We start from the raw sequence: 25,937 nt of genomic DNA, 5'->3' as shown, positions 1-25,937 counted from the left end.
AACGGTTACTTTTGTTACCTGACCGTTTCTTTTTACTTCCTCTGTAGAGTCGGGTTGAAGTGGCAGGATTAAGGAGGCTCTAACTATAATTTATATAAACTATTTGAATGGCTGATACTAAGGTCTCAGACCTTTTTATTGCTTTGGCAAGTATAACAACTAGAGACAGTTATGTTGATAAAATATCGCATTAAATATTTAACGCTACCTAATAAGCAGATATGGCAATTCCCTTGGAGATATAGCGAGAGTATTCTCGTTGTATTCGGACTGATGGTCGTAGGGTTTGCTTTGCAATTGACTATAGGGAAATTTGATTTTTCGCTACTTGCCGATCCCGTTAATGTGAGATTGGGAGGTGCAATTATCGTATTCCTGATACTGTTTTCGTTTAAAAGGAATACACAGTTTTATCAATGGTTTTCGGGTGTACCGTTTTCCGTATCGCTTATCAGTGCCTTGTTGATACTGGGAATAGCTATGGGATTAATCCCCCAGATGGTAAAATTAGACCCTCATGCACATGATTTCTGGACATTGCTGGGATTGAGGCAGGTAACCTCGTGTTGGGCATTTGTTATGATCTATTTCGTGACATTGCTTTCTCTGGGGTCGCTTATTATCCGTCGGTTGATTAAATTCAGTTGGCGCGATTATGCTTTCTACCTCAATCACATAGGTTTGTGGACACTGTTGTTCGCTGCGGGACTGGGTGCTGCCGACATCAAACGATATGTAATGCACGTTACCGAAGGCGAAACCGAATGGCGTGTGTACAGCGACCATGATGATGTGCTCGATCTGCCCATTGCCATTCAGTTGAATGATTTTGTGATGGAAGAATATCCACCCAAGCTAACTATAATAGATCGGGAGTCGGGCGAAGCACAGCCCGTTGATAAGCCCGATTATTATCAGATTGATGAAAAGAATCCGATAGGTAAAATAGGTATATGGAATGTATCTGTAGAAGAATATATACATGAAGCCGTGCGTAACAGCGATAGTACTTATACGGCTGTTCCCATGCCCGGTTCTACGCCTGCCGCATTGATTACGGCAAAGAACAGCGAAACAGGAGAAGTGAAAAAAGGCTGGGTTTGCGGCGGAAGTCTCGCACAGTTGTATATGATGCTGCCTTTGACGGACGAATATGCTATGGTAATGACTCAGACCGAACCCAAGCGTTTTATGTCCGATATAGATGTGTTTACCGAAGAGGGACAAACTGCTCATGCACAGTTGGAAGTAAATAAGCCGTTGAAGATTGGCAACTGGATGATCTATCAGTACAGTTACGATAATACTGCGGGAAAGGCTTCATCCTACAGTAGTTTCGAGTTGGTGTATGATCCTTGGTTGTACCCCGTATATTTCGGTATAATTTTGTTTGCCTTAGGCTCAATCTGTCTGATGTGGTCGGGCAATAAAAAGAAAGGAGTGAAAAATGACGTGGAGTGAATATCTTTGGTTTGCCATACCTGCTATTATTTGTTGGCTGGCATCTGCCGTTATAGTATATGTGAGCGATAAAAAGAATGTGGCTAATGCTTTGATGATCTTGGGAACAATTATTTTCGGAGCGTTTATCGTCGGTCTGTGGATAGGGCAGGAGCGTCCGCCGTTGCGAACCATTGGCGAGACCCGTCTGTGGTATTCTTTCTTTCTGGCGACCATAGGCTTTATCACATACCGCCATTGGAAGTACGATTGGATGCTTTCGTTTTCGGCTGTTGTAGCTACCGTATTTGCGTGTGTGAATATCTTTAAACCCGAAATACACTCAACAAACCTCATGCCTGCTTTGCAGAGTTACTGGTTTGTGCCTCACGTAACGGTCTATATACTTTCGTATGCCATGTTTGGTGCTGCTGTAATTGCGGCTTTCATTCAGTTGTCACGATTGAATAAGGGGAAAGAGGATGCACAGTTGAATGCTTTTATCGACAATATAATATACGTAGGCTTCGGTTTCCTTATACTCGGTATGTTGATGGGAGCTGTGTGGGCAAAAGAGGCTTGGGGGCATTACTGGTCGTGGGATCCGAAGGAAACATGGGCATTTATAACGGCTGCCGCTTATCTCGTATTTATCCATATGCGTTTGCAACAATACCACAAGCGTTTTGTATTGTGGATGATTCCCATTGCTTTTATCTTGTTGATGATTACATGGATTGGTGTAAATTACCTGCCTGCTGCACAAGGCAGTATCCATGTGTATTCGAATTGAGGTCTCAGACCTTTTTATTAGTTATGCCAATCAGTAGTTGAATTGTTAGTAACAAACGCTCATTTCTTTTTTACTGACGCACCCTCTCGGGTTTGTCTTTCATTTTGCCTTGATGCAAAACGAAACAAAAGATCAAGACTGTGCCTCTTTGCACGACCCGATACGTACTCCGAAAGCGAAAACAAAAAATTACTTTCGACTTTGATTTCTTTTTGTTTTTTACGCTTTCCTCCCACATCGGGTGCCCCGTGCAACCGCCAATGTCGGAGAGCCTGACGGGCGTAAGCAAAGCCACATTTACTTCGGGGGTGAGGTATCCGTTCAACGAAGCAGTCGATAAGAATAAAATACAAAGAGTCCGACAGGACGGCTTATTTTATTCCGACGGCAAGTTGCTAACGGATCACCACCGTAAGTGGTCGGCAAAGACTTTTTGGTTCCTTTTGCGGATTTGGGCAAAAGGAACACAAACAATCTTTGATTGTGCGTAGGATAAAGTAAAAAAGAGCGTTTATTACCGCCTATTCAACTACTGATTCACATTATTTGTTGATTATAAGCAAAAAAGAGCAGGATATAAAATCCTGCTCTTCTCGAATTGAAAGAATATTACTATTAATCGAGTAAAAAAATAGTCTGGGTTTAGTAACTGATTCGGTCGGGCATCATTGCCATTTGCATATCGAACGATTGGATATGCTGCTTAAGTATATTTTTCTCGAAATTGTTTTCACCCATAAAGAACTTTAATGTCTGAAGTTTCGAATTACTGAAAGAATCTTCCAGTATTTGAGCGAAAAGGGTTTTCTTCTCGGGATATTTCGAAATACTGTAATCGGTAACCTTAGCTTGTTCGGCAGCCATTTTTATAGCGTCCTCTATTCCTCCGATTTTGTCGACAAGACCCAGCTTGATGGCTTGCGACCCTGTCCATACACGTCCCTGTCCGATAGAATCTATTTCGGCTTTGGTCTTGGAGCGTCCGTCGGCACAACGAGTGATAAACAAGTCGTATCCCGATTCGATATATTTTTGAAGAATCTGCTTTTCCTCGTCATTGAAACTTCTTGAGAAACCTGCGAAAAGGAACGGTATACCGTATGCAGGGCCTCCGAACGAACTGTGCTTGTTGGTATTTACTTCATCAAAAGAGAATCCTATCTTTTTTGACAACTCTTCACCTTCGGGAATTAATCCGAAAATACCGATCGATCCTGTTAAGGTAGAAGGCTGAGCCACAATGGCTGTGGCAGCACAGGATATATAATATCCGCCCGAAGCGGCATAATCTCCCATCGATACGATAACAGGTTTTTTGGCTTTAAGTTCTACTACGGCATTCCATATCTGCTCCGATGCGTAGGCACTTCCTCCGGGAGAATTGACACGGAAAACCACTGCTTTTATATCCTCATTGTCTCTTAATTTCTGTAATTCTCTTACATATTGTTCTGCTGTGATAGTAGCTCCCGAATCGAATAAACCACCACCGTCGCCGCTGTCAACAATTGCACCTTCGGCGTATAATATAGCTATTCTGCTTTTTTTATCTCCCGCTTCCTTGAATTTTACGCCTGTCATATTATCGATACTGGCCAGACTTAGTTTTTTGTCGGCTTCTATATCAACCAGAGTCTTCAGATAAGCTTCCACACCGGGTTTGTACATCAGTGTATCTACAAAATTATATTGAAGGATCGAATCGGCAGGCATAAAAGTAAGGCATCTGTCGGCATAACTGTTCAGTGCCTCTACGGATATGGTGCGGCTTTCGGATATCCCCGCCAGTAAGTGCGACCATATATCATTCAAATAAGATGTGCGTTGCAAGCGGTTGGCCTCACTCATTTTATCCTGAATATAAGGCTCTACGGCTGATTTGAATGTGCCTACTTTGAATACCTGATAATTGATACCCAATTTGTCGTTCATATTCTTTCTGAAGATAAGGTTAGAACTTATTCCACGGAAGTCGAACGATCCTTTAGGATTCATAATCACTTTATCGGCTACGGAAGCTATATAATAGGTGTTTTGTAAATAATTGTCGGCATAGGCTACAACAAATTTACCTGTAGTCTTGAAATCGATAAGAGCATTCCTTATCGGGTCTATATTGGCTAATCCTCCGTTTAATGCTCCGGCTTTGATGTATATACCTTTGATTTCGTCATTTTCTTTTGCTTTTTTAATTGCATCGAGTATGTCTTCGAGACCAACGGTATCGGGGTTTCCCATTATTTTGTTCAAAGGGCTCGATTCTGATCTTTCGCCCAGACTGCCTTTAAGATCAAGGGTTAGGATTGTTTTTTCTTTCAGACTGTAGTTCTCTGTACTACCCATAGAAGCGATGATTCCTGCGAAAATTACAATGGAGAGAATCATCAGGATGACCGACCCGATGATGACGCCCAAAGTAGAAGCCAGTAAAGTTTTGAAAAAGCTTTTCATATTGTTTTTCTTTATAATTGTTTCTGTGATTTCAATTCTATTTATGGGAAATGTTGTCGTCTACGAATTCGAGAATATCGCCCGGCTGACAATCGAGCTCTTTGCAAATAGCTTCGAGTGTGCTGAATCGTATGGCTTTGGCTTTTCCTGTTTTCAGAATCGAGAGGTTGGCAGGCGTAATATCGATCCTTTCCGAAAGCTCGTTGAGGGAGATCTTTCGTTTAGCCATCATTACATCTAAATTTACTATAATCGACATGTTTTTTTCTTTAAGAGTCTGTTTAAATTTTATAGCTAATCTTTTTTATAGCTGTTTTTAGATGGATTTTTCGTTTCTTACTTGCTGATTTAGCGGGCTAAATCGAAAGGGAGAAACGGAAAATACGCTAATAAAGAGCATGAAAAAATAGCTAAGACCAATTTGAAAGAACCTGTAATGAATATTTTCGCTAAAATTTAAACAGGCTCTAAGTAATTTCAACTATTTATTGCCATATTTACAGAGCAATAAAAAGGTCTGAGACCTTAAATAGTGAGGTCTTGTTCTTCTTTTAATTGCACCGATACTTTTAATATCTCGGCAAGTAACAGTGTTACCAAGCCTAGAAACAGGAATCCGAAATCGGAAAAATCAATAATAAAACGGTATTTTTCGAGGGCTACGGCATGTTTCGCTATCATGAAATCCGACAGGCAGATTACTACATTTATGATGTAATAGATTATAAGAAGATACCCTATCTGTTGTATTTTTCGTATTGTTTTGTGTTCGAGCATCTTTCCTTTTGTGCCCGACTTTATTATGCTAAAGAAAAGGAAGGGAAGATAAATAAGCCCTGCCAGAATTACTACAGCTAAAAAAATAATAATACCCCTAAATACCTTAAGATGGACGGGAAGGGGATTCTCTGAATTGTCGAATTTGATTTTATACTCGCCTATTTCCGCTTTCATTTCCTGTCCTGTTAAAGTATTTACTACTTTCTCAGGATAGACATATCCTCCCTCTATCGGTTTTAGCTTTAGGTGCAGTGTCTGGATGTTTTTAGAGGAATCTTTGGCTTCTTCCTGCCCTTGTTTATAACCTGCTATAAAACTATCTGCCACATCGAATATGCTATAAATAACAACACTCACATATATTATTGAGAGGATCAGGCAGAATATTTTAATTCGTTTATTCATTCTTTGTTGCGTTGTAAATAAGTAACACAAAATATTTAATGCTATGTTTTAAAGTTCTAACTAACTATAGTTAATCTACTTACCAAAGCAATAAAAAGGTCTTAGACCTTAATTATTGCAAAAGAATGTATATTTTCTGATATTCGCAAATTATTTATCGTTTTTCGATAAATGTAAAAGCTGTTTTTTTCTCTTTGAGAACAATTCATCGGGTTTGTGAGTTATATGTATATATTTCTTAACAAAATAAAACACTATGAAATCTATTTACAAATTGAGTATTCTGACATTTTTATCCTTGATGGTGCTTGCAGCTTCAGCACAAAATTATCCGGTACGATTCGGTGTGAAAGCCGGTGCCAACCTGATAAACATGGCGGGTGATATCACCGATACCGATACTAAGGTTGCCGTACAGGGTGGTGTTACGTTTGATTATGCCATTAATCCGGCTTTTTCCTTAATCAGCGGGGTTGAACTTTCCACTAAAGGAGCTAAATATCAGGGAACCACATTCAATGATTATTTCGAAAATGCCTATAATGATGTTTTTGTAAACATTAACCTGCTGTATTTGCAAGTTCCTGTTTATGCGGCTTACAAAATGGATGTTGCTCCCGGCACGAAGTTTGTTTTTCAGGCAGGGCCGTATGTTGCGTATGGTCTTGGGGGAAAAACTACGATTAAAGACGGTGTAGAAAAACTGGAAGAGAATTCTTTCAGCACAGGATTAGTGAAAAACTTCGACTTTGGTTTTGGTGTAGGTGCAGGAGTCGAATTCGATCATATTGTAACAAAAATAGGTTATGAATTCGGTGTTATTAATGTAATTGATTCCAGTGTAGGCAGATTACAGAACCGTAATACTTATCTGACTCTGGGTTATCAGTTTTGATGTTTAAACACAAATTAAATTTTATATGAAAAGTATTTATAAACTAGGCGTTGCAGCGTTAGTCTTTGCAATGGGATTGGGTGTATCAGCACAGGAGCTTCCCAAATTTGGTATAGAAGCAGGTATAAACTTGTCTAATTCATCATGGGATGTCGATCCTTTAGATAAAAAAGCCAGAGTCGGGTTTCAGATCGGTATTACTGCCGACTATGCAATCACCGATGCTTTGCATTTGCAATCGGGGCTTGCTTTTACCACTAAGGGGGCTAAAGTAGAGGGCAGCAGCATGATTGGCGGTAGTAGAGTGAATGGTGAAATCACGGTGAATCAGTCTTATCTGCAATTGCCTCTTTATGCAGCTTATAAGGTAGAGGTTATGCCGGGTACTAAAATAGTTTTTAATGCCGGGCCTTATTTTGCCCAAGGTATAGGTGGTAAGAGTAAGATAAGCGGAACTCTTCCTATTCTGGATGAAATTGCTACCGGTGACGGAAATGTGGATACCTACGGAACGGATGGTTTCCTTAAAAGATTCGATTTTGGTTTGGGAGCCGGAGTAGGAGCCGAGTTTGGTAACATTGTAGCTACTATCCGGTATGAATTGGGTTTGGTAAATCTCAGCCAGTATAATAATTTCAGTTATAAGAATCGTAATGCTGCTCTGACTTTAGGGTATAGATTCTAAGTTATATTTAATGATATAACATACTTAAAAGCCCCAATAACGATAGTTGTTGAGGCTTTTTTGTGGCTAACAGAACAATTAGTACCAATAATGAGTTATATATCCAAAGATTAGGTTTTATTCATTTAAATAAAGAAATTTTGTATGAAAACTATTTACAAACTAAGTATTATAATGGCGATGCTGTTCATGGGATTCGGTGCCTCGGCTCAGCACGTTCTTCCTGTAAGATTTACCTTGGAAGGAGGGTTAAACCTGTCTAACTCTTCGTGGAATGCAGGTCCTTTGGATAAAAAAGCCAGAGCAGGCTTTCAGGTCGGGATGATGGTAGAATATCCTGTTACAGATATTTTTTATGTTCAGTCGGGTTTGTCATACACACGAAAAGGTGCTAAGGTCGAGGGTTTCCGTGAAGAAGGCAACATCGATAGTAACCGTGAGATAACTATGAATCAGATGTATTTGCAAATACCTCTTTATGCAGCCTATAAAATACAGGTAGTACCGGGTACAAAAATCGTATTTAATGCAGGGGCTTATTTTGCACAAGGTATAGCCGGAACAAGTAAAGTGCCGGGTAAGGTTACTTTCTGGAACGAGCATTATCTTGCAAGTGGCGAATTTAGCACCTTTGGAGGTCAGAATTCATTAAGCAGATTCGATTTTGGTCTGGGTGGCGGAGCAGGTATAGAATTTGCCAGCGTAGTGGTTACTCTCAGATACGAATTAGGTTTAAGAGATATTGGTAAAAACGATTTGAGTTACAAAAACCGCAATGCGGCTCTTACTTTAGGATATAGGTTCTGATAGTAGATTTTACGTATAATAAATAATATAAAACCGCAGTAACTGGGTGTTGCTGCGGTTTTGTGTTGTTTAGCCTGTTTTATTCACCCCCGTCCGGTGATACTGCCCTTTCATCAATTACCGTCTCCGATTCGGTGGTGTCATCGCAAGTGGCCGTAAATAGATTCTTATCATCATAGGCAATGTTTGTGAACTCCTTTTTCAGATGTCTCAATCTCGGATATTCAATTTTTATCCAATTGCCATACTCATCTTCTTTTCCGAATATATTGCTTTGATAAGGCTGACCTGCGGTTGATGCTATCTCTCTGGCAAAACTAAGATTTTCCTCGGTCTCCTCGTCTAAAGAGCCTAAATAATCGAATTCGAAATAAGGCATATATAATTTCTTATTTTCCAATGCCAAAATGAATGGGATATCGGATGGTTCCGATTTTTTATGCATTAGAATCTTAATATCATTGTATTTCGGATCAACAGGAAACGTGTATACATTATACTGGGTTTCGGAGGGGTTTGCACTGAAGTACTCCGGTATCAGAGCTACTTGAATTTGAGTGTATTCTCCTTTTGCAAATCGGGTGATCTGTGGATATGTAAAGCAATTTGGTGACGGATTGTATACAGGATGCATTGTGACGTCTTTTTCTCCGTTATTGAAGCTATAAACTGTCTTTGAGGAACTAAAACCATCAAACTGGACTGATATATCTTTTATGCTTTCATCGTATCTGGCAAACATATAGAATTTCTCGATGGAATTGGTATCGGGTTTCATGATAATATATTTCTCGTATTTCTCCCATCTCCCATGTTGTGTTCCACCGTAGTATGCCATAGAGTAAAGTCCGTCGGGAAATATATATAATCGGGCACCTCCGGCACCATCTCCTCCTTTTTGCCCGTATACTCCGATAAATTTACTTTCACTTTGAGCCGATAATGCGTATGAACTGCTTATAGCTATTATTAACAGGAATAATAATTTTTTCATTGATAGTGTTTTGTTAGAATAGGCAAATATAGGTAATCTATTCTATGTCTAAAAGAGATGTTCGCGACTTTATAAGGCAAGCGCAGAACTTAATTTCGGGAGAACTAGCTAGCTAGATTTTTTAACTAGATTTGCCTGAATTACTAATAAAATGGAAATAGTCCAAAATGAAAGATACCAAAACAATATTTATTTTATATTTGAAATCGTATAGCATTTACTAACCTGACAAATGAACGCTAAGCTATGAAAAATTACTGCCTTTATTTTTTACTGATATCCTTTATTTTATCAGGATGCAGGTCGAAACAATTGGCTGTAACTGATTTTGTATCGATGACATCGCCTGTGGCATTCGAAGGTACCTATTTGAATAAAGGAGATACATTATCTTCCCTGTTTAATATTGGAGGTTCTTGGGGATTGAAGATGCGGGACTCGATCCAATTTATTACTTTCAAATTTAACGGGAAAGATACTCTGAAGCTCTCGTATCTTACCGATGCAGGTTTACAGGAAAAGTCTTATAAAGGAAAATTGAAAAATAACTTCTTCGAAATTCATTTGGAAAAGAAGCATATTATTATTCCTCCTGTTTTTTATTTAGACAGAATTGATCGTTTAAGAATAGGCACTGACGATAGTACCAATTTATTGATTCATAAATGGTATAATCTGGTGGGCTTTTGTATATTTGCTTCAGCGGTTGATGGAGGCAATGAATATACCAAAAGATTCACCAAATTTGATATTGAAAAATCGGAAGAGTTGACCCCTTTTCAAGAGGATGGTAAATGGGGATATGCTGATCGAAAGCATAATCTTCTGATACCGCCTCAATTCGAGTCTGTGAAAATATTCAGCGACGGTGTTGCCCGTGTGAAAAAAGATGGTAAATGGGGTATTATAAAACAAGATGGTACTGTATTCGTTCCTTTTATATACGATAAAATATCGGAATGGGATAAAGTTTTGTCAGCCAGAAATGTATCTCGAAATGGAAAAGAAGGATATATAAATAGTGATGGAGAAGAATTTATTCCTGTAATATACGATGAAATTATACGATATACGCGTAACTATGAGGGTGGGATAATGGAAACAAGGCTCAACGGTAAATATGGTTTTGCATCACCTAAAGGGGTTATTTGCCCGCCTGTTTTTGACGAAGTATCCTATTTTACGCCACATCCGTTTATGAATCAGACAACCGATTTTCCCGTATCGGTAGTTACTTATAAGGGACAGCCTTATCTGCTGGATATGGAAGGGTATGTTTATAAATATACTTACAAGTATAACAGGTTTAAACTGAAAGGAGCTGAATTTTCTGTTGATCAAGAATCGAAGTTAAGTTCATTTCAATTAGAAAAGTAGAAAAAGGCTATCCACACCGGATAGCCTTAAATATGTGAAGTTCGGAATTAAAACCGAGTATCAAAAAGTCTCTGATTTTAGACTTTACTGGGCGAGCAAATCAGTACAGAAGGAACTTTATCGATCCACTCTTTTTTTAACAGGAGAAACTTATCAAAGTTTTCTAAACTGATAATTATCAGATCCTGCTTGTGGAGAAATACTTCATCTACATACTCTACACTTACCGATCTTATATGGTTGGGTGCTGTATGCTCTATCAATCGGATACGCTCTTTGATAGAGTGATTCTTATTCTTATCCGACTGATCTAATATTGAAACCTGAGAGTCTGCATTATGGATCAGCTTTTGAGCATAAAAAATCAGAAACTCATCATTATCATTAAAGATCGGGATAAATATATTATCGAATTTATGTAAGTCCTTATCAATCAAAATGCCTACTGGTATCTTGGTCTTGGCTAATATCAATCGGGTATTGTTATCAATAAGCGAGTTTTCGATGAGCTTCTCTTTTCCCGTCATTGTATTTATCAACTTTTCGGGATTGATTATCTGAGTTGTAAAGCCTAATACTCTGCCTAATACCGTTCCGTCGAATATCGATTCTTCGAGATTCATCAACAGTAAATCATAATCGCCCTTGTTGGCTACGTCCACCACATCATCACCAAAATCGTTCGAAATTTTAAAGAGGGAGATTATTTTTCTGTTCAAAGAGTGTGCCTCGGCAATGACGGGCGCAAAGCTCTCTTTCTCATAAATATCAGTGTCCATCTGATGCAATCCACTGCCTGCTGCCAAATGAATGGCTGTAATGGACGTATTATCATCTACTTTTTTCGACAGGCTATTTGCCAGTTTTACCAATGCCGTGCCTTTTTCGGAATTGCGGAAAAATAACAGCAGTTTGTATCTTCCCAGATCGTGCATCTTATCATTTACCACCTCTTTATCAGTCTTGAAGATTCGGTGAATCAGGTTCAGCGATGGACCTGTCATAAAGGTAGTAACGAGAGCCATAATAACCATCATCGCAAATATCTCGGCATTCAGTACACCCAGATCGTATCCTATGTTCAGTACAACCAGCTCCATCAATCCTCTGGTGTTCATTAATGTACCTATGATGAGGCTGTCTCTCCAATTCTGGCTGACGAAACGTGCGGCTAATGCACTTCCCACAAATTTACCGAATACTGCCACGAAAATAATCAAGGCGGTAATTCTCCAGAGTGCAGGATCGTTCAGAAGCCCGATTTCGGTTCTCAAACCACTGATCACAAAAAACAGAGGAAGTAAAAGAACCAAGGCAATGTCTTCGATCTTCTCGATAAACATACTTCTGAATCGCATATTAGACGGCATAATAGTGCCTGCCATAAATGCTCCGAAGAGGGCATGTATACCAATAACCTCGGTAGTAAACGACGAGAGCAGCAAAACCAGAAACAGAAGTGCTACGAGCGATTTACTCAGGCTTTTTTCGGATTGATAGCGTTCGCCTATTTTCTTCAAGAAAGGGCGAACCAATTTTATCATAAAGATTACATAGGCAATTGCCAGAACGATAGTATATAGTGAGCTTACCATTGAGCCTGCTTTTACGATAGCTATAACTACGGCAAGTATACACCATGCCGTAATATCATCGGCGGCGGCACAGGTAATAACAATGGCTCCCAGTTTGGTCTTATGAATACCTCTTTCCTGAATGATACGTGCTAAAACGGGAAAGGCTGTTATACTCATCGAAATACCGATAAAGAGAGCATACGATGCAAACTCCACATGTTCGGGCGAATGGGTTTCGTAAATAAAGTACGCCAAGCCCACACCGAGCGCAAAGGGTACTATAATACTTGCGTGACTTATGACGACGGCTTCGTGTGCCTTGTTTCGCAGAACTTTGAGGTTGAGCTCCATACCTACAACAAACATAAAGAGAATCAGTCCTATCTGGCTCAATATTTGAAGATTCCCGAGTGATTCGGCAGGAAACAGAAAGCTCGATACATCGGGGAAATAGAGTCCGAGAAGCGAAGGGCCTAAGACTATCCCTGCAAGAATTTCTCCAATAACCATCGGCTGACCCATCTTCTGGAATATCCATCCAAAAATGCGTGCTACTACTATAATGGTTATGATCTGTAAAAGTAGTAATCCGATAGAATGGTGAAGATTACCGGTAAGTGAGTTTATAAATTCTTGAAAAGCACTGTTTTCTGATGTTTTTGATATGATGCCTCTGCCATCTTCCAATCCTTTACCTTTGCAAATGATCCAATACATGAGTGTAGAGAATCCTCCGATGGTAATGATATAGAAGAGGGTATTCGTTATTTTTTTCATATAAGAACTAAATTTTATAGGTAGAATTCGTTATTTCAATGTAAAACTATACATATAAACAACTGAAATTTAGATATGGCAACAAAAACGTCTAAATATGTAATAAGTGGGGAAAATATTGAAACGAAACTCAGTTATCAGTTATCAGTTATCAGTCAACAATGAACAATGAAAAGTCAACAGTGTTTACTGCTAACTGCTAACTGCTAACTGCTAACTGCTAACTGCTAACTGCTAACTGCTAACTGCTAACTGCTAACTGCTAACTGCTAACTGCTAACTGCTAGTGGTTTGTTTTCTTCATAAAGTCGGCTCTGTACGTGTCCGTAATGAAAAAACGGACGGGCGTATCTCCTTGAAAAATGGTGGAGATAATTTCGTCATGCGAAAAGTATTGAATCACTTTTAATGCTATAATTTCTTTCTTGTTGATGCGGCAAAACAAATCTTGAGGCAGTACCTCCAGCAACTTATCGAAGGAGATATTTTTAAGAGTAAGCGTCTTCTTATCTATGAGGTGTACCACTTTGTCTCTGCTGTCTGTTTCGGCTATGGTAATATGGCTTATCTGATCAAAATAAAGGAGTATTTTACCCTTCTCGCTATTCAGTTGAACAAAGTTCTTTTTCTCTGCTGCTTTTTCTACTCTTCTTATTGCTTTATCGATGGCTTGCTTCAACCGGTCGCGCTGAATAGGTTTGCGTACATAATCAACAGCATTGAGGTCAAAAGCTTCTGCTGCATATTCTTTGTATGCCGTTACAAAAATAATCGCTTTATCTTTCAGAATATTGGCGATCTGCAAACCATTTATTTCGCCCATTTCTATATCGAGAATGCAGGCGTCAAACTCTAGGGAACTACTCTCTTCCAGAAATAGCTTTGGGTCGTTAAATGCTTTGACTACTTCTACTTCGGGAAACTGTTCGCACAACATTTTCAGGTATGCCAATCCCGGAAGTTCATCGTCAAGAATTAAGCACCTTAGTTTTGTATTCATCTAAATTAATTTTAAAATGTGCTATAAAAGCATCATCGTCAATAATGCGCTCCAATTCATAACAATCCTTGTAGAGTAAATCGAGACGCTGTTCGAAAGTAACATTGCCGATGCCGCTTTTTTCCTTCTTCAAACTTGCCTTAGGCGATATTTTATTGGATACAGTTAAGCTAAATATATTATCTTTAAAACCAAATACAATAGCTATATAAGCATCCTTGCTTTGGAGGTCGGCATGCTTAAAAGCATTCTCTATTAAGTCGATAGTGATTAATGGTGCTAATACCTTTTGAGAGTAAAGCGAAGATGTTTCGTCTATTTTGGTTTTTACCGTCAGTTCAAAGAGAGGGCTTAGTTTTATCTTATTTATTTCGATGAGGTCTTTCGCAAACTCTATTTCCTCTCTTGGAGTAACGTATTTGTTTTTGCTTTCATAGAGAATATAATCGAGAATGTTTGCGAGCTTATCCAATGCAAAATAGGTCTGATAGGCATGAGATTGCACCGAGTTCAATATGTTTTTGAAGAGATGAGGATTCAAGACCGTTTCGATGCTCTCCAAGTGAATATTATCCCTTCGGTTTGCCAGCATGTGGAAACGTCCTTCAAGCTCTTTCTTTCTCTTCTCTGAACTTCTTAAACGTAAGCCCAGATATGTTATTAGAGCAACTAAGGCTATAATAAGAATCGAGAAAAAGAGGGTAGGGTCTATTGTCATGTATTGTTCTTCTTTTTGGGTATGGATTTTTATTCCATCAGTTATTTAAATACAAAGAAAACAAAGAAGTTTCTATTAAGACCCATGTTGAGGGGGTAAAATAGTTTGTCGGGTTATTTTAAGGTTTCCGAGCTATTTATCAGATATATGACAATCTGCGCAAGCGGCGGACAGCATAGCGGTACAATGAAAAGAGGAATTGACCGTTTAAGTAAATAAAAAATAAGAAAGATGAAAAAAGTACTAGTAGTAATAGACATTCAAAATGATATAACAAAGAATTACAAGGAAATAATCGGCAATATAAATAACGCCATAGATTGGGCAGTTAATAATGATGTTTATGTTGTTTATATAAGACACGAAAATTTATCAGACGGCACAAGGACTTTTAAACCTAATACACGTGGGGCTGAATTAGTTTCGGATTTGAAGATAGTATCCAAAAATGTTTTCACAAAATACAAAGGAAACGCATTAACCAGTGAGGAGTTTGCAGACTTTATTGATAAAAATGAAATAGGTGAATTTTACATAACAGGAGCAGATGCAATTGCCTGTGTCAAATCAACCTGTTACAACCTGACTAAGGCAAATTACAGCGTTAATGTCTTATCAGATTGCATTACGAGTTATGATAAAAGGAAAATTGACGAAATGCTTCATTATTATGAAAGTAAAGGTTGTAAAATAATTAGTTTGAAGGATCTATTATGACAACAGAGAATAAAATAAAGTATTTTGAAAATCGAGAAGATTGGAGAAAGTGGCTGACAGACAATTTTGAAACCGAAGACGAAATTTGGTTTGTATTTCCTTATAAGTTGTCAGCAAAAAAAAGTATTACATACAACGATGCTGTTGAAGAAGCCCTTTGTTTCGAGTGGATTGACAGTACGACAAAATCGCTTGATGAAGAAAATAAAATTCAGCGATTCACACCTAGAAAGCCTAAAAGCACATACTCGCAAGCCAACAAAGAAAGACTTAAATGGTTATTAGAAAATAAAATGGTACATCCGAAATTTGAGGATAAAATACGAAATGTTTTATCTGAGCCTTTTATTTTTCCAAATGATATAATGGACAGATTAAAAGAAGATAAAACAGGATGGGAAAACTATCAACATTTTTCCGACGCATATAAACGTATCCGAATTGCATACATTGAAGCGGCAAGAAAACGACCAGAAGAATTTGAAAAGCGATTAAACAACTTTATCAATAAAATAAAAGAGAATAAAACAATAACAGGATTTGGTGGAATTGAAAAATACTATTAATCTAAATACAATACTACCCTTATAAAATCTAAAATAAAAAAACCAGGCTAAAAAGTATTTCTCTTTTTAGCCTGCCATTAAAGTTCGTAAAGTTATACTTTCTCTATATCGAAGCCTACTTGTTCCACTGCATCTATAATTTGTTGAGCAGTTGCCCCCGATGAGTTTACTGTCAGAATTTTATCCGAGTTATCGGTGTCAACGTTCCAGCTATCTATACCGTTTACTTTTTCTAATAAAGGTTTTACTTTTGCTACGCAATTGTTGCAATTGATGGTTGTTTTAAATTTTAATTCTTGTGACATAATGTTCTATTTTTAATTGTAACTACTTATTGTATTTATATTTACGAAAGCTTTAAATAGGCCTCAGACCTTATAATGATTTGTATTTAAGTATAATGCTGTTGCTTACCACGCTTACACTACTCAATGCCATTGCTGCCCCTGCAATCATCGGGTTAAGCAAAAATCCGGTGAATGGATAAAGCACACCTGCTGCAATAGGAATGGCTATAAGATTGTATATAAATGCCCAGAACAGATTTTCACGGATAGTACGGTTGGTTTGTTTCGACAATTTGATAGCCTGAGGTATCTTGGTCAGATCATTCGAGATGATTGTCATCTTAGCCGTATCTATTGCTATATCGCTACCTTGTCCCATGGCTATACCTACGTTTGCCTGAGCCAGTGCAGCACTGTCGTTTATACCATCGCCTACCATGGCAACTATTTTGCCTTTAGCCTGCATTTGTTTGATAAAGTTGGTTTTATCGGCAGGTAATAGCCCTGCTTGATAATGACCTATGTTGGCTTGTCGGGCGATAGATCGAGCTGTCTGTTCGTTGTCTCCCGTAAGCATATATACTTCTATGCCTGCTTTTTGAAGCTGATCTATGGCTTCGATAGATGTTTGCTTTATCTTGTCGGCAATGGCTATTGTACTCAACACCTCGTGCTCGTTGCTGAATAGTATAATGGTATTGGCTTCTTGCAAGCGTTTATCAATCCACTCTTTGGTCGAAGCATCCAGAGAAACGTTAGCATTGCTTATCAGTTTTAAATTGCCTATATAGTATTTGCTACCTTCGTGTGTACCCATAATGCCTTGTCCTGTGATGCTTTCTATCTGTATATTGTTGAGGTACCTAGCATCTTTACTGAAATAGGCACTTACTGCATCTGCCAGAGGGTGTTCCGACGATTTTTCGATACTGAACAATACGTTCTTTAATGCTTCCGTAGGTTCTACATTCCACTTTATATCTACTATCTGTGGTTTACCTTCGGTGATAGTACCCGTTTTGTCGAGTATAACAGTATCTACTTTCTGAATAGTTTCGAGGCTTTCGGCATCTTTTATCAGAATACCGTTTTCGGCACCTTTGCCTATTCCCACCATAATGGCGGTAGGTGTTGCCAAGCCCAATGCACAAGGACAAGCTATAACCAATACGGTAACAAACGATAACAGGGCATGGGTAAAGGCATTGTCGCCTCCTGCAACCATCCAGACCACAAAACAAAGTATGGCTATACCGATAACGATGGGTACAAATATACCTGCAATTTTATCGACTAACTTTTGCATGGGAGCTTTACTTCCTTGTGCTTCTTGCACCATCTGTATGATTTGAGCAAGCAGGGTGCTTCCGCCAACCTTTTCGGCTCTAAACTGAAAGCTTCCTTTTTGGTTGATCGTTCCCGCAAATACTTTATCATCAGCTTTCTTTTCGGAGGCAATCGGTTCGCCTGTTATCATACTTTCGTCTACAAACGATGTGCCTTGTATCACTTTACCGTCTACGGCTATCTTTTCGCCCGGTTTTACCAAAACAATATCGCCTATTTGTACTTGTGCAATGGGTATTTCCGATTGATTTCCGTCAGCACCTATAATAACTACTGTTTTGGGTTGTAAGCCTATCAGTTTTTTGATGGATGACGAGGTGTTACCTTTTGCCTTTTCTTCGAGAAGTTTGCCTAACATTACAAAGGCTATAACTACGGCTGCCGCTTCGAAATATACATCGGGATGCAATCCTCGTGCATGCCAAAATTGAGGAAACAGGGTATTGAAAACACTGTATATATAGGCTGTTCCTGCACTGAGCGACACCAAGGTATCCATATTGAACGACCGGTTTTTGGCTTGCTTATATGCTCTGATAAAGAAATCTTTGCCAAAGTATAATACTACGGGTGTAGATAACAGCCACATTACCCAGTTGCTGTATTCCATGTGCATCAAAGCAGGTGTCATGCCTATGATAACAAGTGGTATACAAAGGGCTATTGCTCCCGTTACTTTCTTTTTGAGAGTTTTGTAATTCTCTTCGTGCAGGTTTTCGAGTCTTTCGCTGCTTGCTTCTCCTTCCTCTATCTCAAGGTCGTAACCTGCACCTTGCAAAGCTGCTTTTAGCTTCGAAGTATCGGTTTTCTTCGGGTCGAACTCTATTTGAGCTGTTTCCGTGGCAAAGTTAACCGAGGCAGATGTTACTCCTTCCTGACGCGAGAGTATCTTTTGAGCACTTGTGGCACATGCTCCGCATGACATCTTAAGTACGGGCAGGGTCTTTTTTATTGTATCGGTTTCCATCATCTTTTATATTTTTTTATTATTTTAAAAGCATATTCCTTAACTAAGGAATCGGGAGTAAATAACATCCCTGTAAAGTCTCATCTTAAATAGATTGCGATTTTTACTACAACAAAGTAACACACTATATGGTTGATATGTGTTATATAATTCTGGATATGATTTATACGCAGAGATTATATATCTTTACCGAACATTCTTAATATTATGATAAAGGAAATACAGCTTATATTCGGTCTTTACCCCAGAAGGATAATCAAAAGTTTAAAATCGTTGCCTTGGTACCGGCAAACCAAACGCCAATTTGTTCGCCAGTGGAAAGAAGATAATCAAAGCTTTGGAGCTATATCGAGCTATCCTTGCCTTAGAGACAGGGACGAAGAGGGTGGTGTGGCATCTGGTCATTATTTTCATCAGGATCTTTTGGTTGCTCAGGAAGTATTTAAAGCTAATCCGGTAAAGCATGTCGATGTGGGATCGAGAATCAATGGATTTATTGCCCACGTTGCAAGTTTCAGGCAGGTAACTATTGTCGATATAAGATCGGTTACGCCATCTATCGAGAATGTGGAGTTTGTGCAGGCCGATTGTATGTCGCCCGATTTCCCTTGGATCGATTATTGCGACTCGGCATCTTCACTTCATGCCATAGAACATTTCGGTTTGGGCAGATATGGCGATCCTATTGATGTAAACGGGCATATAAAAGGACTGAACAACATCTCGAGAATGTTGAAATCGGGAGGTACTTTGTATTTTTCCGTGCCTATCGGTCTGCAAAGGATAGAGTTTAATGCTCACCGAATATTCAGTATAAAATATCTGCTCGATTACTTTGCTGAAGGATATAATTTAGAGTCTTTTTCGTATGTGGATGATAAGGGCGATTTGCATAAATTTATCACCTTAACGGATGACTTAATTAATCGTAATTGCGATTGTAAATATGGTTGCGGTATCTTTATTTTAACTAAAAAATAAGCCTCTTCCGATCTGTTTTATAATATATACAGCATCACTTTTCGTGTCTTTTTGATACAATAAGTGATGTTTTGTTTTAAATAGTGTTTCGAATATTGAAAATTCATTCATTTTTGTTTCGAATTTCGACAAAATGACTAAAAGTGTATTTTTTTAGAATATTTTTTTTCTTCTCTAAATTGCACATACTCAGTAGGTAAGATTTTAAGTTTATTTTACTTAACATTTCTTTAATGTTTAGCCTGCAACGCACAGGCTTTTCCTGAATCTCTTAATAGAAACATCCCGGGATTTTGGCACAAGCGTGTGTCGAATAGTTTTCATGCAATTGTATAAAAAAATAAGAGTTTTTGTTTATTAAATCAATCAATCATGAAATTAAAAAAAGTAGTAAATATTTTTCTTTTTGCATTAGTTTTCGGTATCGGTTTTGCGTCATGTAGTAGTGATGACGATGATAATAATCCAAAGCCGGACATTAATCTTGTCGCAGGTACATGGAAATTTACCGAGCTAACTGCTGATGTAGAGGCTGTTGATTCTTTACTAACCGATTCTGTAACCCATTATATTGATAGTATGAAGGTTGCTGTAAAGCGTACTTATGTATTTGAATTAGATGGTACTTATGAAAATAATCCGGGTGATGAGGGTGAAGTAATTAAAGGAAAATACAAAGTGGATGGTGATAAAATCATCTTTGACGATAAAACTGATTCAGCTATAGCGTACACATTCAAAACTGATACTCTAAAAGCTTCGGAAGATGTAAAAGCCAGAGTTGCCGAGGCTTTGGAAATAGATCCGGATTCAATAGCTAAGGCTGTTAAAGTGGAGATATTTTCTCGTGTTTCCAGGTAATCAAAAAGTAAAAAAAAGAAGCTGTCCATATATGAAAAATGGACAGCTCTTCTTTTAGTTTATTCAACCTTATGTTTAATAATATATGCTTTATTTGATAGAGGTTATTTTCTTTAAATTTATATCAGGGCGTTTGTTTGTTACAGGTCTTTTAAAAGGCGTATTATACTCGGTATTCTGATCGAAGAATCCGCAGTTTTGCAAGAAGAATCTATTGTTTACTTCACCTCCGGCATAATCGAGTCTCATTTTAGCCTTTGCAGTAGCATCGTAGGTAAATGCAGCATTGGTTATCTCTATCCACTTGCCTTTATTAGTCACAACCCATTGATTTCCGAATTCCACTTTACGGGTGATATATCCTTGGTTGGGAATGAAGTTTTCCAGAAAAGAATAAGCATTGGTGTACCATGTGTCGGTATTTGGACGAAGGAAACTGGCAATTAACCGCCATTCGCTTTCATCTGTGGCATAAAAATAGGCAGTATATACTGTATTCCCTTTTCCGTCGGGATAGATGCGAGTGAGAAATCTATAGGTTGTACCCGCTTTCCACATATATTTAAGGTAGCTTTGTCCGCCCGAACCCTCGTTTCCGAATTCACCGATATGAACATCTTTGCCTCTTTGCAATGTTTTGATCTGTTGGTCTTCGGGTATTTCTTTAGGGTCCTGCGTATCGAAAGGACTCCATACCGAGAATAAAACACGGCGTTCGGTTTCCGAATTTACCTGTATCCCAAAATATCCTTGTCCGAAACCGTTTGCCATATAGTACGAACCTATTATATCTTCGCCTTGTGGAACGGTAACTTCATTGTGAAAATATTCGACTGATTCTTTCTCCGGAAAAGGATACTTTAAATGTACCGATGGGCCTCTGCGTCCGAAGTGGTACGAAAAATCGTGAACATAATCGGGTTCAACTTCAAGAGCTGTACCATCCACTACCAAATCGGAAAGATCGGCAAAAAACTCTCCGCTTTTGCTCGTGCCTTGTATATCTATCCTGAAATATCCAATCTTGTCTATCTCTATGTTGTTGGCAACGGGCACAATTGTCCATTCTTTACTCGATAAAGTTATGGGATAGTTTTTACCGCCTGCCGTTACCTGTATTTTAGTATCGGGTGCAAAAGCTCTGGCTCTTACCGATAGGTTTATTTTACCTTTCCGATTAATTCTGAACCAGGATGAAATAACAGTTCCGTTGTCCTTCCATTGCGATACTCCTGTATCGTTTATTTTAGCACCTTCGGTGTTACGGGTAAGATAAGCATTGGCCCCCAGTGGTATATTGATGGGTGCGGCTGCAATATAGATTGTTGAAAGTAAGAAAAATACAACTGTGAAGCATAGATGTTTGAGATACTTCATTCTTTGTTTTGTGTTCATTATAGTTTTAGATTTTAGAATTGAAGCATAAAGGTACTTGTTTCTGTTTAGTTTACAAACGTGAAGTCTTTTAAATGCTGATGTATAAAAAAAGCCTTTGGCCGGATTCAGACCAAAGGCTTTACTTAATTATATCTGTAAAATCAGGAGCTTAATAAGCTTCCATTTCTATCGAATTTGAATACCGAATTATCCGCTTCAACAGAGTAACCGCGGTTAGTTTCTTTTGTTATTTTTTTTACTTTTTCGAGTAATTTTTTACTTTCCAATGTTGTTTTTATGCCTTCAGGTAATGTGTCGAATATCGATAGGGGCATAGGTTTGTTTTCTACTTTCAGCATTTGCCAGATTCCCTCTATGTTAGCTTCCATCTCTATATAATAGCCGGCTATATTTATTTCTCCGTTATATATAACCGGATTTTGGTGGCTTGTACTGAACTTTATTTCCGGAAATGTATCCGAGTCGAAGTGCTTTTTGATAAATTCTTGAACTACATCCATTCGAAATAAATAACCGGTTGATTCTGTATCAACAAGTACGCTGAGCGTGTTACTTATCCTTAGTTGGTAATAGGCATCATATTTTATGGCTTCAAATACGGGTGTATTTGGGTATTGTTTTGCCATAACATCTTTTATATTTTGAGGAAATGTGCTGTAAAGATTCCCGGAGATAGGGTAATTTTGGTTTGTTATCGAATACCAATCACCATTCTTGTCGAAACTGATTTTTGCAGATAGTTTTGTTATAACGTCTGTTCTTATATTGGTTTTCTGTTGCAGCGAAATTTTATATATTTCTCTGCCATTGCTTTCAGTAGCATATATTATATATTCGATATTCATTTCACTATAATATGTTTCAATGAAATTTTTTATTTTCTGAGGCACAGTTTCTTGTTTCTCAGTAAGATCAGTTGCTACTATTACTTTTACGGCATTAGCTTCGGTGAAGTCGGTATATAGTGCTAACGATGTATTATCGGCTAGTGTTACCTTTCTCCTGAACTCGGTATCATTGTAAATCGCTTTAAGTTCCGGATTTGGGTATTTGGTTTTCAAGGCTTCTATTTCCTCCTTGTCGAAAGCTTCTATCAGCGATGCTGGTAATTTAGTCTTACTTTCGGCACGCCACCAATAACCCACATTGTTGAATATAATAGTTAAATCGTCGGAGAAGGTTATCTTGTATTTATTCAGGTCGGTAACTTCGGGTTTTAAGTCCTCAATCTTTATTATTTGGTGATCGGGCAAATACTTATTTATAAACGATTTGGTTAAACCGGGTAATTCATCTTTACTTATCACATCGGACAATTGGTTATTGGGCAATTCGGTTTCTACTATGTGATTCTCTTCGTCTGACGAACATGAGGTGAAGCCTGTTATCAGAATTAAAAACAGACAAAATAATAGTTTAGATGCTTTCATTATATGTTCAAGTGTTTAGTTGTTAATTCTTTGTAAAGGTATATATCTTTTTGATAGCTAGCGCTTTGTATGGGGAATCTTAATAATAAGGATTTTGCTTAACAATTAGTTGTGTTCTTTTTAACAATAAGGTATATCTGTAATGATTTGTAGTGTCATTTGTTAATAATCTACTCTTTTTTTAATATGAACTACGCTCAATTATTACACCAAATTCACCAAATCTCATTTGTTTAATTTAAAATAGTGTTCTTCTCCTTTTATAGGTTGTTTCCTGTTTTTGACTTTTTAGTTTGAATTATTTGTTGTTAATTTGTATGCGTAAAAATTTAGGTACCAATTAATTAATAAAATTATGTTGTTAAAAGTAAAAGGGCTGCTCTCAGTCCTTGTAATGGCGTGTATGTTTTCTGCTTGCGGACTGGGTGATAATGAGAAGTTTTATTTGACCAATCCTACAGATAAATCTATTGAAGTTGAAATCGCTGATCAAAAATATACTGTTGAACCAAATGGGATTGTTGAATTGAACTTAACGGAAGGAACCTATACCATGGTATTACCTGATAAGGAGACCGTGAAGTTTAAAGTGTTTCAGAATTCTACAGGAGGAATAATCAATCCCACAAAAAGTCCGCATGTTATTTTCACAATGATATATGTTGTAGATGATAAGGCTGCAAGTAGTTTTATGCCTCCAACAAACGTAGTGCTTATTGATGGTGTGGAATATGAAGGTCCTATCCGTACTACCGATGCTATGTTTATCGATAATAATATCTATAGATGTACTTATCCTGTAGGTCAGCCATTTCCGGAGGTATTAACTGTGGGTGACCAAAACTCGAAGGGAAACATGAAAAGCAAATTCTTTACCAAAAACGAGTTTGTTGATTTTTTCAGTAAAGAAGCCGTTGGAGATGCAAATTTTCATGAGGATAATAAAACAGCAGGAGGTGAAACTACAATCACCGAGAAACAATCGCTTGTTTTCCCGGTAGCCGATTTTGAAAACAAAGAGCTACAAGAACAAGCTAATAAGTTAATAGCTACGATAAAAGGATATATGGATGCTGAGACGGGAAGTGAACAAGAGAAATTTCAAAAGCAGTATCACGATAATATGATGGCATTGGTGAATGCTCATAAAGATTATACGAATGTTGTTGAAAGTCAAAAGTATAATGACTTTGTGGGACAAGCAGGTTCGTTTATCGGATTGGGAATTGTGGAGTTATAATAGCTTCGTTTTCTTAAGTACGGAAATCTTATAAAAAAGTAAAAGCTGCTCTGTAAAGGGCAGCTTTTACTTTTTTATATTTAAATGAATGCTCAGCTAAGTAAATTGCCGTTACTGTCAAATTTATATACTGTATTCGCAGCTTCAACAGAATAACCGCCATCGGTCTCTTTAGTTATCTTTTTTGTCTGTTGAGTTATCTGTTTTTCAGTCAAAACAGTTTTTATACCTATGGGTAATGTATCGAATATAGACAAAGGCATAGGTTTTTTCTCCACTTGCAGCGTCTGCCAACTTCCGTCTATATATGCATCTATCTCAATATTATAGCCGGCTACATCTATTTTGCACTTGCGTGTACGGGGGTTACTATATTGATTTTTAGTGATAGACATGTTTAAAAAAGATGTAGTATTAGGGACAAAATGTGTGTAAATAAATTCTTGAACTACATCTGCACGAAATGGTTGTGTATCTGATTCTGCATCTATAATAACCATATAAGAACTGTTTATTCTAAGATGATAAGCCATTATATCCCTTCTAACCTCAATAATGGGAGTATTAGGATAATCTTTTGCCCACTTATCGATTATATGTTGAGGGAATGTTGCCCATATGTCCTCGGAGATATTGAAATTTACATTTGAAATGAGGTTCCAATCCCCATTTTTATCAAATTCAATTTGAGCGGAAAGCTTTGGTGCCACACTCATTTTTGTGCTTACCTTTTTTTGTAGCGAAACTTTATACACTTCGTTGCTGTTACTTTCTGTAGCGTGTATTATGTACTCCGCATACATATCGCTGTAATACCTTGCAATAAAATCTTTTATCTTTTGAGGTACAGATTCAAGATCTTCGGTCAGATCGCTGGCTACTGCTATAGCATTGGAATCGTAGTATAGAAATAAAGGTGTATTGTCAGCTAATACTATTTTCCTTCTGAATGGGGTATTGTTATAAATACCTTTAATTTCCAGATTCGCATATTTGGCCTTTAAAGCCTTTAACTCAATATAGTCAAGAGCCTCTATCAGTGATTCGGGTAGCTTGCTTTCACTTTCGGCACAGATCCAATAACCCTCTGTATTGAATATAATAGTAAAATCATTAGAGAAAGTTACTTTGTATTTGTCAAGATCAGTACCCTGTGGTTTCAGATCCTCTATCTTTACTGTTTGGTGATCCGGTAAATAAGTATTTATGAATGATCTGGTTTCATCGGGTAATTCATTTATACTTATTGTATTGCCCTCATCATCCGAAGAACAAGCCGTAAAGCCTGAGATCAGAACTGCAAGAATAAGATACAATAGCTTAGGTGTTTTCATAATTTATCGGAATGTTAATGTTTTTGGTAAGTATAATGATCTCTAGTTATTATACTTATAAAATATAGCAATGTTTTTTTTAATTTAAAGTGCTTTAAAGATAAGTTATT

24 protein-coding genes are annotated in these 25,937 nt (G+C 37.7%); 11 read left to right on the top strand and 13 right to left on the bottom strand.

Features of this window, described 5'->3' with window-relative positions; genetic code table 11:
• Positions 1–171: 171 nt before the first annotated feature.
• Together CLV62_RS01650 and ccsA are read left to right on the top strand one after the other, a co-directional pair.
• Positions 172–1,461 (top strand): cytochrome c biogenesis protein ResB, encoded by a 1,290-nt coding sequence (locus CLV62_RS01650; protein ID WP_245903956.1) that lies wholly within the window; start codon positions 172–174, stop codon positions 1,459–1,461.
• Positions 1,448–2,233, top strand: coding sequence for a cytochrome c biogenesis protein CcsA (gene ccsA, locus CLV62_RS01645; RefSeq protein ID WP_110309035.1), 786 nt, complete (start codon positions 1,448–1,450; stop codon positions 2,231–2,233). The genes CLV62_RS01650 and ccsA overlap by 14 nt, the downstream gene beginning before the upstream one ends.
• Positions 2,234–2,292: 59 nt before the next feature.
• Here ccsA and CLV62_RS01640 read toward each other — a convergent pair whose 3' ends face one another.
• The 4 genes from CLV62_RS01640 to CLV62_RS01620 all read right to left on the bottom strand — a co-directional run bounded on the left by CLV62_RS01640 (position 2,293) and on the right by CLV62_RS01620 (position 5,869).
• Positions 2,293–2,586 carry a hypothetical protein gene (locus CLV62_RS01640; RefSeq protein WP_146212672.1) on the bottom strand — a complete coding sequence of 98 codons (294 nt, stop codon included), beginning with the start codon at positions 2,584–2,586 and terminating at the stop codon, positions 2,293–2,295.
• A gap of 289 nt (positions 2,587–2,875) precedes the next feature.
• Entirely contained in the window at positions 2,876–4,684 is a 1,809-nt protein-coding gene (gene sppA / locus CLV62_RS01630) for a signal peptide peptidase SppA (RefSeq protein ID WP_110309032.1), read from the bottom strand.
• Positions 4,685–4,721: 37 nt separating this feature from the next.
• The gene (locus CLV62_RS01625) at positions 4,722–4,943 is read right to left on the bottom strand and encodes a helix-turn-helix domain-containing protein (protein ID WP_110309031.1); all 222 of its coding nucleotides are present in this window, start codon (positions 4,941–4,943) and stop codon (positions 4,722–4,724) included.
• A 266-nt stretch (positions 4,944–5,209) separates the two neighbouring features.
• On the bottom strand, positions 5,210–5,869 hold the full coding sequence (locus tag CLV62_RS01620; RefSeq protein WP_110309030.1) for a DUF2975 domain-containing protein: 660 nt from the start codon (positions 5,867–5,869) through the stop codon (positions 5,210–5,212).
• A 256-nt stretch (positions 5,870–6,125) separates the two neighbouring features.
• On the opposite strand from CLV62_RS01620, the gene CLV62_RS01615 reads away from it, so the two are divergent.
• The 3 genes from CLV62_RS01615 (at position 6,126) to CLV62_RS01605 (ending at position 8,256) form a co-directional block, all read left to right on the top strand.
• Positions 6,126–6,764, top strand: coding sequence for a porin family protein (locus CLV62_RS01615; RefSeq protein ID WP_110309029.1), 639 nt, complete (start codon positions 6,126–6,128; stop codon positions 6,762–6,764).
• A gap of 25 nt (positions 6,765–6,789) precedes the next feature.
• On the top strand, positions 6,790–7,449 hold the full coding sequence (locus tag CLV62_RS01610; protein WP_110309028.1) for a porin family protein: 660 nt from the start codon (positions 6,790–6,792) through the stop codon (positions 7,447–7,449).
• A gap of 144 nt (positions 7,450–7,593) precedes the next feature.
• Positions 7,594–8,256, top strand: coding sequence for a porin family protein (locus CLV62_RS01605; protein ID WP_110309027.1), 663 nt, complete (start codon positions 7,594–7,596; stop codon positions 8,254–8,256).
• Positions 8,257–8,335: 79 nt separating this feature from the next.
• Here the strand turns inward: CLV62_RS01605 and CLV62_RS01600 are convergent, their stop codons facing one another.
• Complete coding sequence (locus CLV62_RS01600; RefSeq protein WP_110309026.1) at positions 8,336–9,250, bottom strand: hypothetical protein; 915 nt, start codon at positions 9,248–9,250, stop codon at positions 8,336–8,338.
• A 246-nt stretch (positions 9,251–9,496) separates the two neighbouring features.
• On the opposite strand from CLV62_RS01600, the gene CLV62_RS01595 reads away from it, so the two are divergent.
• A complete protein-coding gene (locus CLV62_RS01595; RefSeq protein ID WP_110309025.1) occupies positions 9,497–10,627 on the top strand; it encodes a WG repeat-containing protein in 1,131 nt (376 codons plus the stop codon).
• Positions 10,628–10,704: 77 nt separating this feature from the next.
• Here the strand turns inward: CLV62_RS01595 and CLV62_RS01590 are convergent, their stop codons facing one another.
• The 3 genes from CLV62_RS01590 to CLV62_RS01580 all read right to left on the bottom strand — a co-directional run bounded on the left by CLV62_RS01590 (position 10,705) and on the right by CLV62_RS01580 (position 14,699).
• Positions 10,705–12,981 (bottom strand): cation:proton antiporter, encoded by a 2,277-nt coding sequence (locus CLV62_RS01590; protein ID WP_110309024.1) that lies wholly within the window; start codon positions 12,979–12,981, stop codon positions 10,705–10,707.
• A 283-nt stretch (positions 12,982–13,264) separates the two neighbouring features.
• A complete protein-coding gene (locus CLV62_RS01585) occupies positions 13,265–13,981 on the bottom strand; it encodes a LytR/AlgR family response regulator transcription factor (RefSeq protein WP_110309023.1) in 717 nt (238 codons plus the stop codon).
• Positions 13,950–14,699, bottom strand: coding sequence for a histidine kinase (locus CLV62_RS01580; protein ID WP_110309022.1), 750 nt, complete (start codon positions 14,697–14,699; stop codon positions 13,950–13,952). Before CLV62_RS01580 ends, CLV62_RS01585 begins: the two co-directional genes overlap by 32 nt.
• A gap of 231 nt (positions 14,700–14,930) precedes the next feature.
• Between CLV62_RS01580 and CLV62_RS01575 the strand changes: the two genes are divergently transcribed.
• Positions 14,931–15,416 carry a cysteine hydrolase family protein gene (locus CLV62_RS01575; protein ID WP_110309021.1) on the top strand — a complete coding sequence of 162 codons (486 nt, stop codon included), beginning with the start codon at positions 14,931–14,933 and terminating at the stop codon, positions 15,414–15,416.
• Positions 15,413–15,982, top strand: a complete 570-nt coding sequence (locus CLV62_RS01570) for a YdeI/OmpD-associated family protein (RefSeq protein WP_110309020.1) — start codon at positions 15,413–15,415, stop codon at positions 15,980–15,982. Before CLV62_RS01575 ends, CLV62_RS01570 begins: the two co-directional genes overlap by 4 nt.
• Before the next feature lie 92 nt (positions 15,983–16,074).
• On the opposite strand, the gene CLV62_RS01565 is transcribed toward CLV62_RS01570, so the two are convergent.
• Both CLV62_RS01565 and CLV62_RS01560 read right to left on the bottom strand, forming a co-directional pair.
• Complete coding sequence (locus CLV62_RS01565; RefSeq protein ID WP_050708942.1) at positions 16,075–16,287, bottom strand: heavy-metal-associated domain-containing protein; 213 nt, start codon at positions 16,285–16,287, stop codon at positions 16,075–16,077.
• A 70-nt stretch (positions 16,288–16,357) separates the two neighbouring features.
• Complete coding sequence (locus tag CLV62_RS01560; RefSeq protein ID WP_110309019.1) at positions 16,358–18,586, bottom strand: heavy metal translocating P-type ATPase; 2,229 nt, start codon at positions 18,584–18,586, stop codon at positions 16,358–16,360.
• A 204-nt stretch (positions 18,587–18,790) separates the two neighbouring features.
• On the opposite strand from CLV62_RS01560, the gene CLV62_RS01555 reads away from it, so the two are divergent.
• Both CLV62_RS01555 and CLV62_RS01550 read left to right on the top strand, forming a co-directional pair.
• Positions 18,791–19,564, top strand: a complete 774-nt coding sequence (locus CLV62_RS01555; RefSeq protein WP_110309018.1) for a DUF268 domain-containing protein — start codon at positions 18,791–18,793, stop codon at positions 19,562–19,564.
• Between the two features lie 372 nt (positions 19,565–19,936).
• A complete protein-coding gene (locus tag CLV62_RS01550; protein WP_110309017.1) occupies positions 19,937–20,425 on the top strand; it encodes a lipocalin family protein in 489 nt (162 codons plus the stop codon).
• 90 nt (positions 20,426–20,515) lie between these two features.
• Here the strand turns inward: CLV62_RS01550 and CLV62_RS01545 are convergent, their stop codons facing one another.
• Positions 20,516–21,820, bottom strand: coding sequence for a DUF3472 domain-containing protein (locus CLV62_RS01545; protein WP_110309016.1), 1,305 nt, complete (start codon positions 21,818–21,820; stop codon positions 20,516–20,518).
• A gap of 143 nt (positions 21,821–21,963) precedes the next feature.
• Entirely contained in the window at positions 21,964–23,253 is a 1,290-nt protein-coding gene (locus CLV62_RS01540) for a PepSY-like domain-containing protein (RefSeq protein WP_110309015.1), read from the bottom strand.
• Positions 23,254–23,608: 355 nt separating this feature from the next.
• Here CLV62_RS01540 and CLV62_RS01535 point away from each other — a divergent pair, with 355 nt between their 5' ends.
• The gene (locus CLV62_RS01535; RefSeq protein ID WP_146212671.1) at positions 23,609–24,493 is read left to right on the top strand and encodes a hypothetical protein; all 885 of its coding nucleotides are present in this window, start codon (positions 23,609–23,611) and stop codon (positions 24,491–24,493) included.
• A gap of 92 nt (positions 24,494–24,585) precedes the next feature.
• On the opposite strand, the gene CLV62_RS01530 is transcribed toward CLV62_RS01535, so the two are convergent.
• A complete protein-coding gene (locus tag CLV62_RS01530) occupies positions 24,586–25,827 on the bottom strand; it encodes a PepSY-like domain-containing protein (RefSeq protein WP_110309013.1) in 1,242 nt (413 codons plus the stop codon).
• Positions 25,828–25,937 lie beyond the last annotated feature (110 nt).

Source organism: Indolivaga alginatilytica (genome assembly GCF_003201355.1).
Lineage (GTDB): Bacteria > Bacteroidota > Bacteroidia > Bacteroidales > Dysgonomonadaceae > Dysgonomonas_A > Dysgonomonas_A alginatilytica.
Note: the sequence above shows the minus strand (reverse complement) of the source record. Positions and strands in the feature narration are given on the sequence as shown.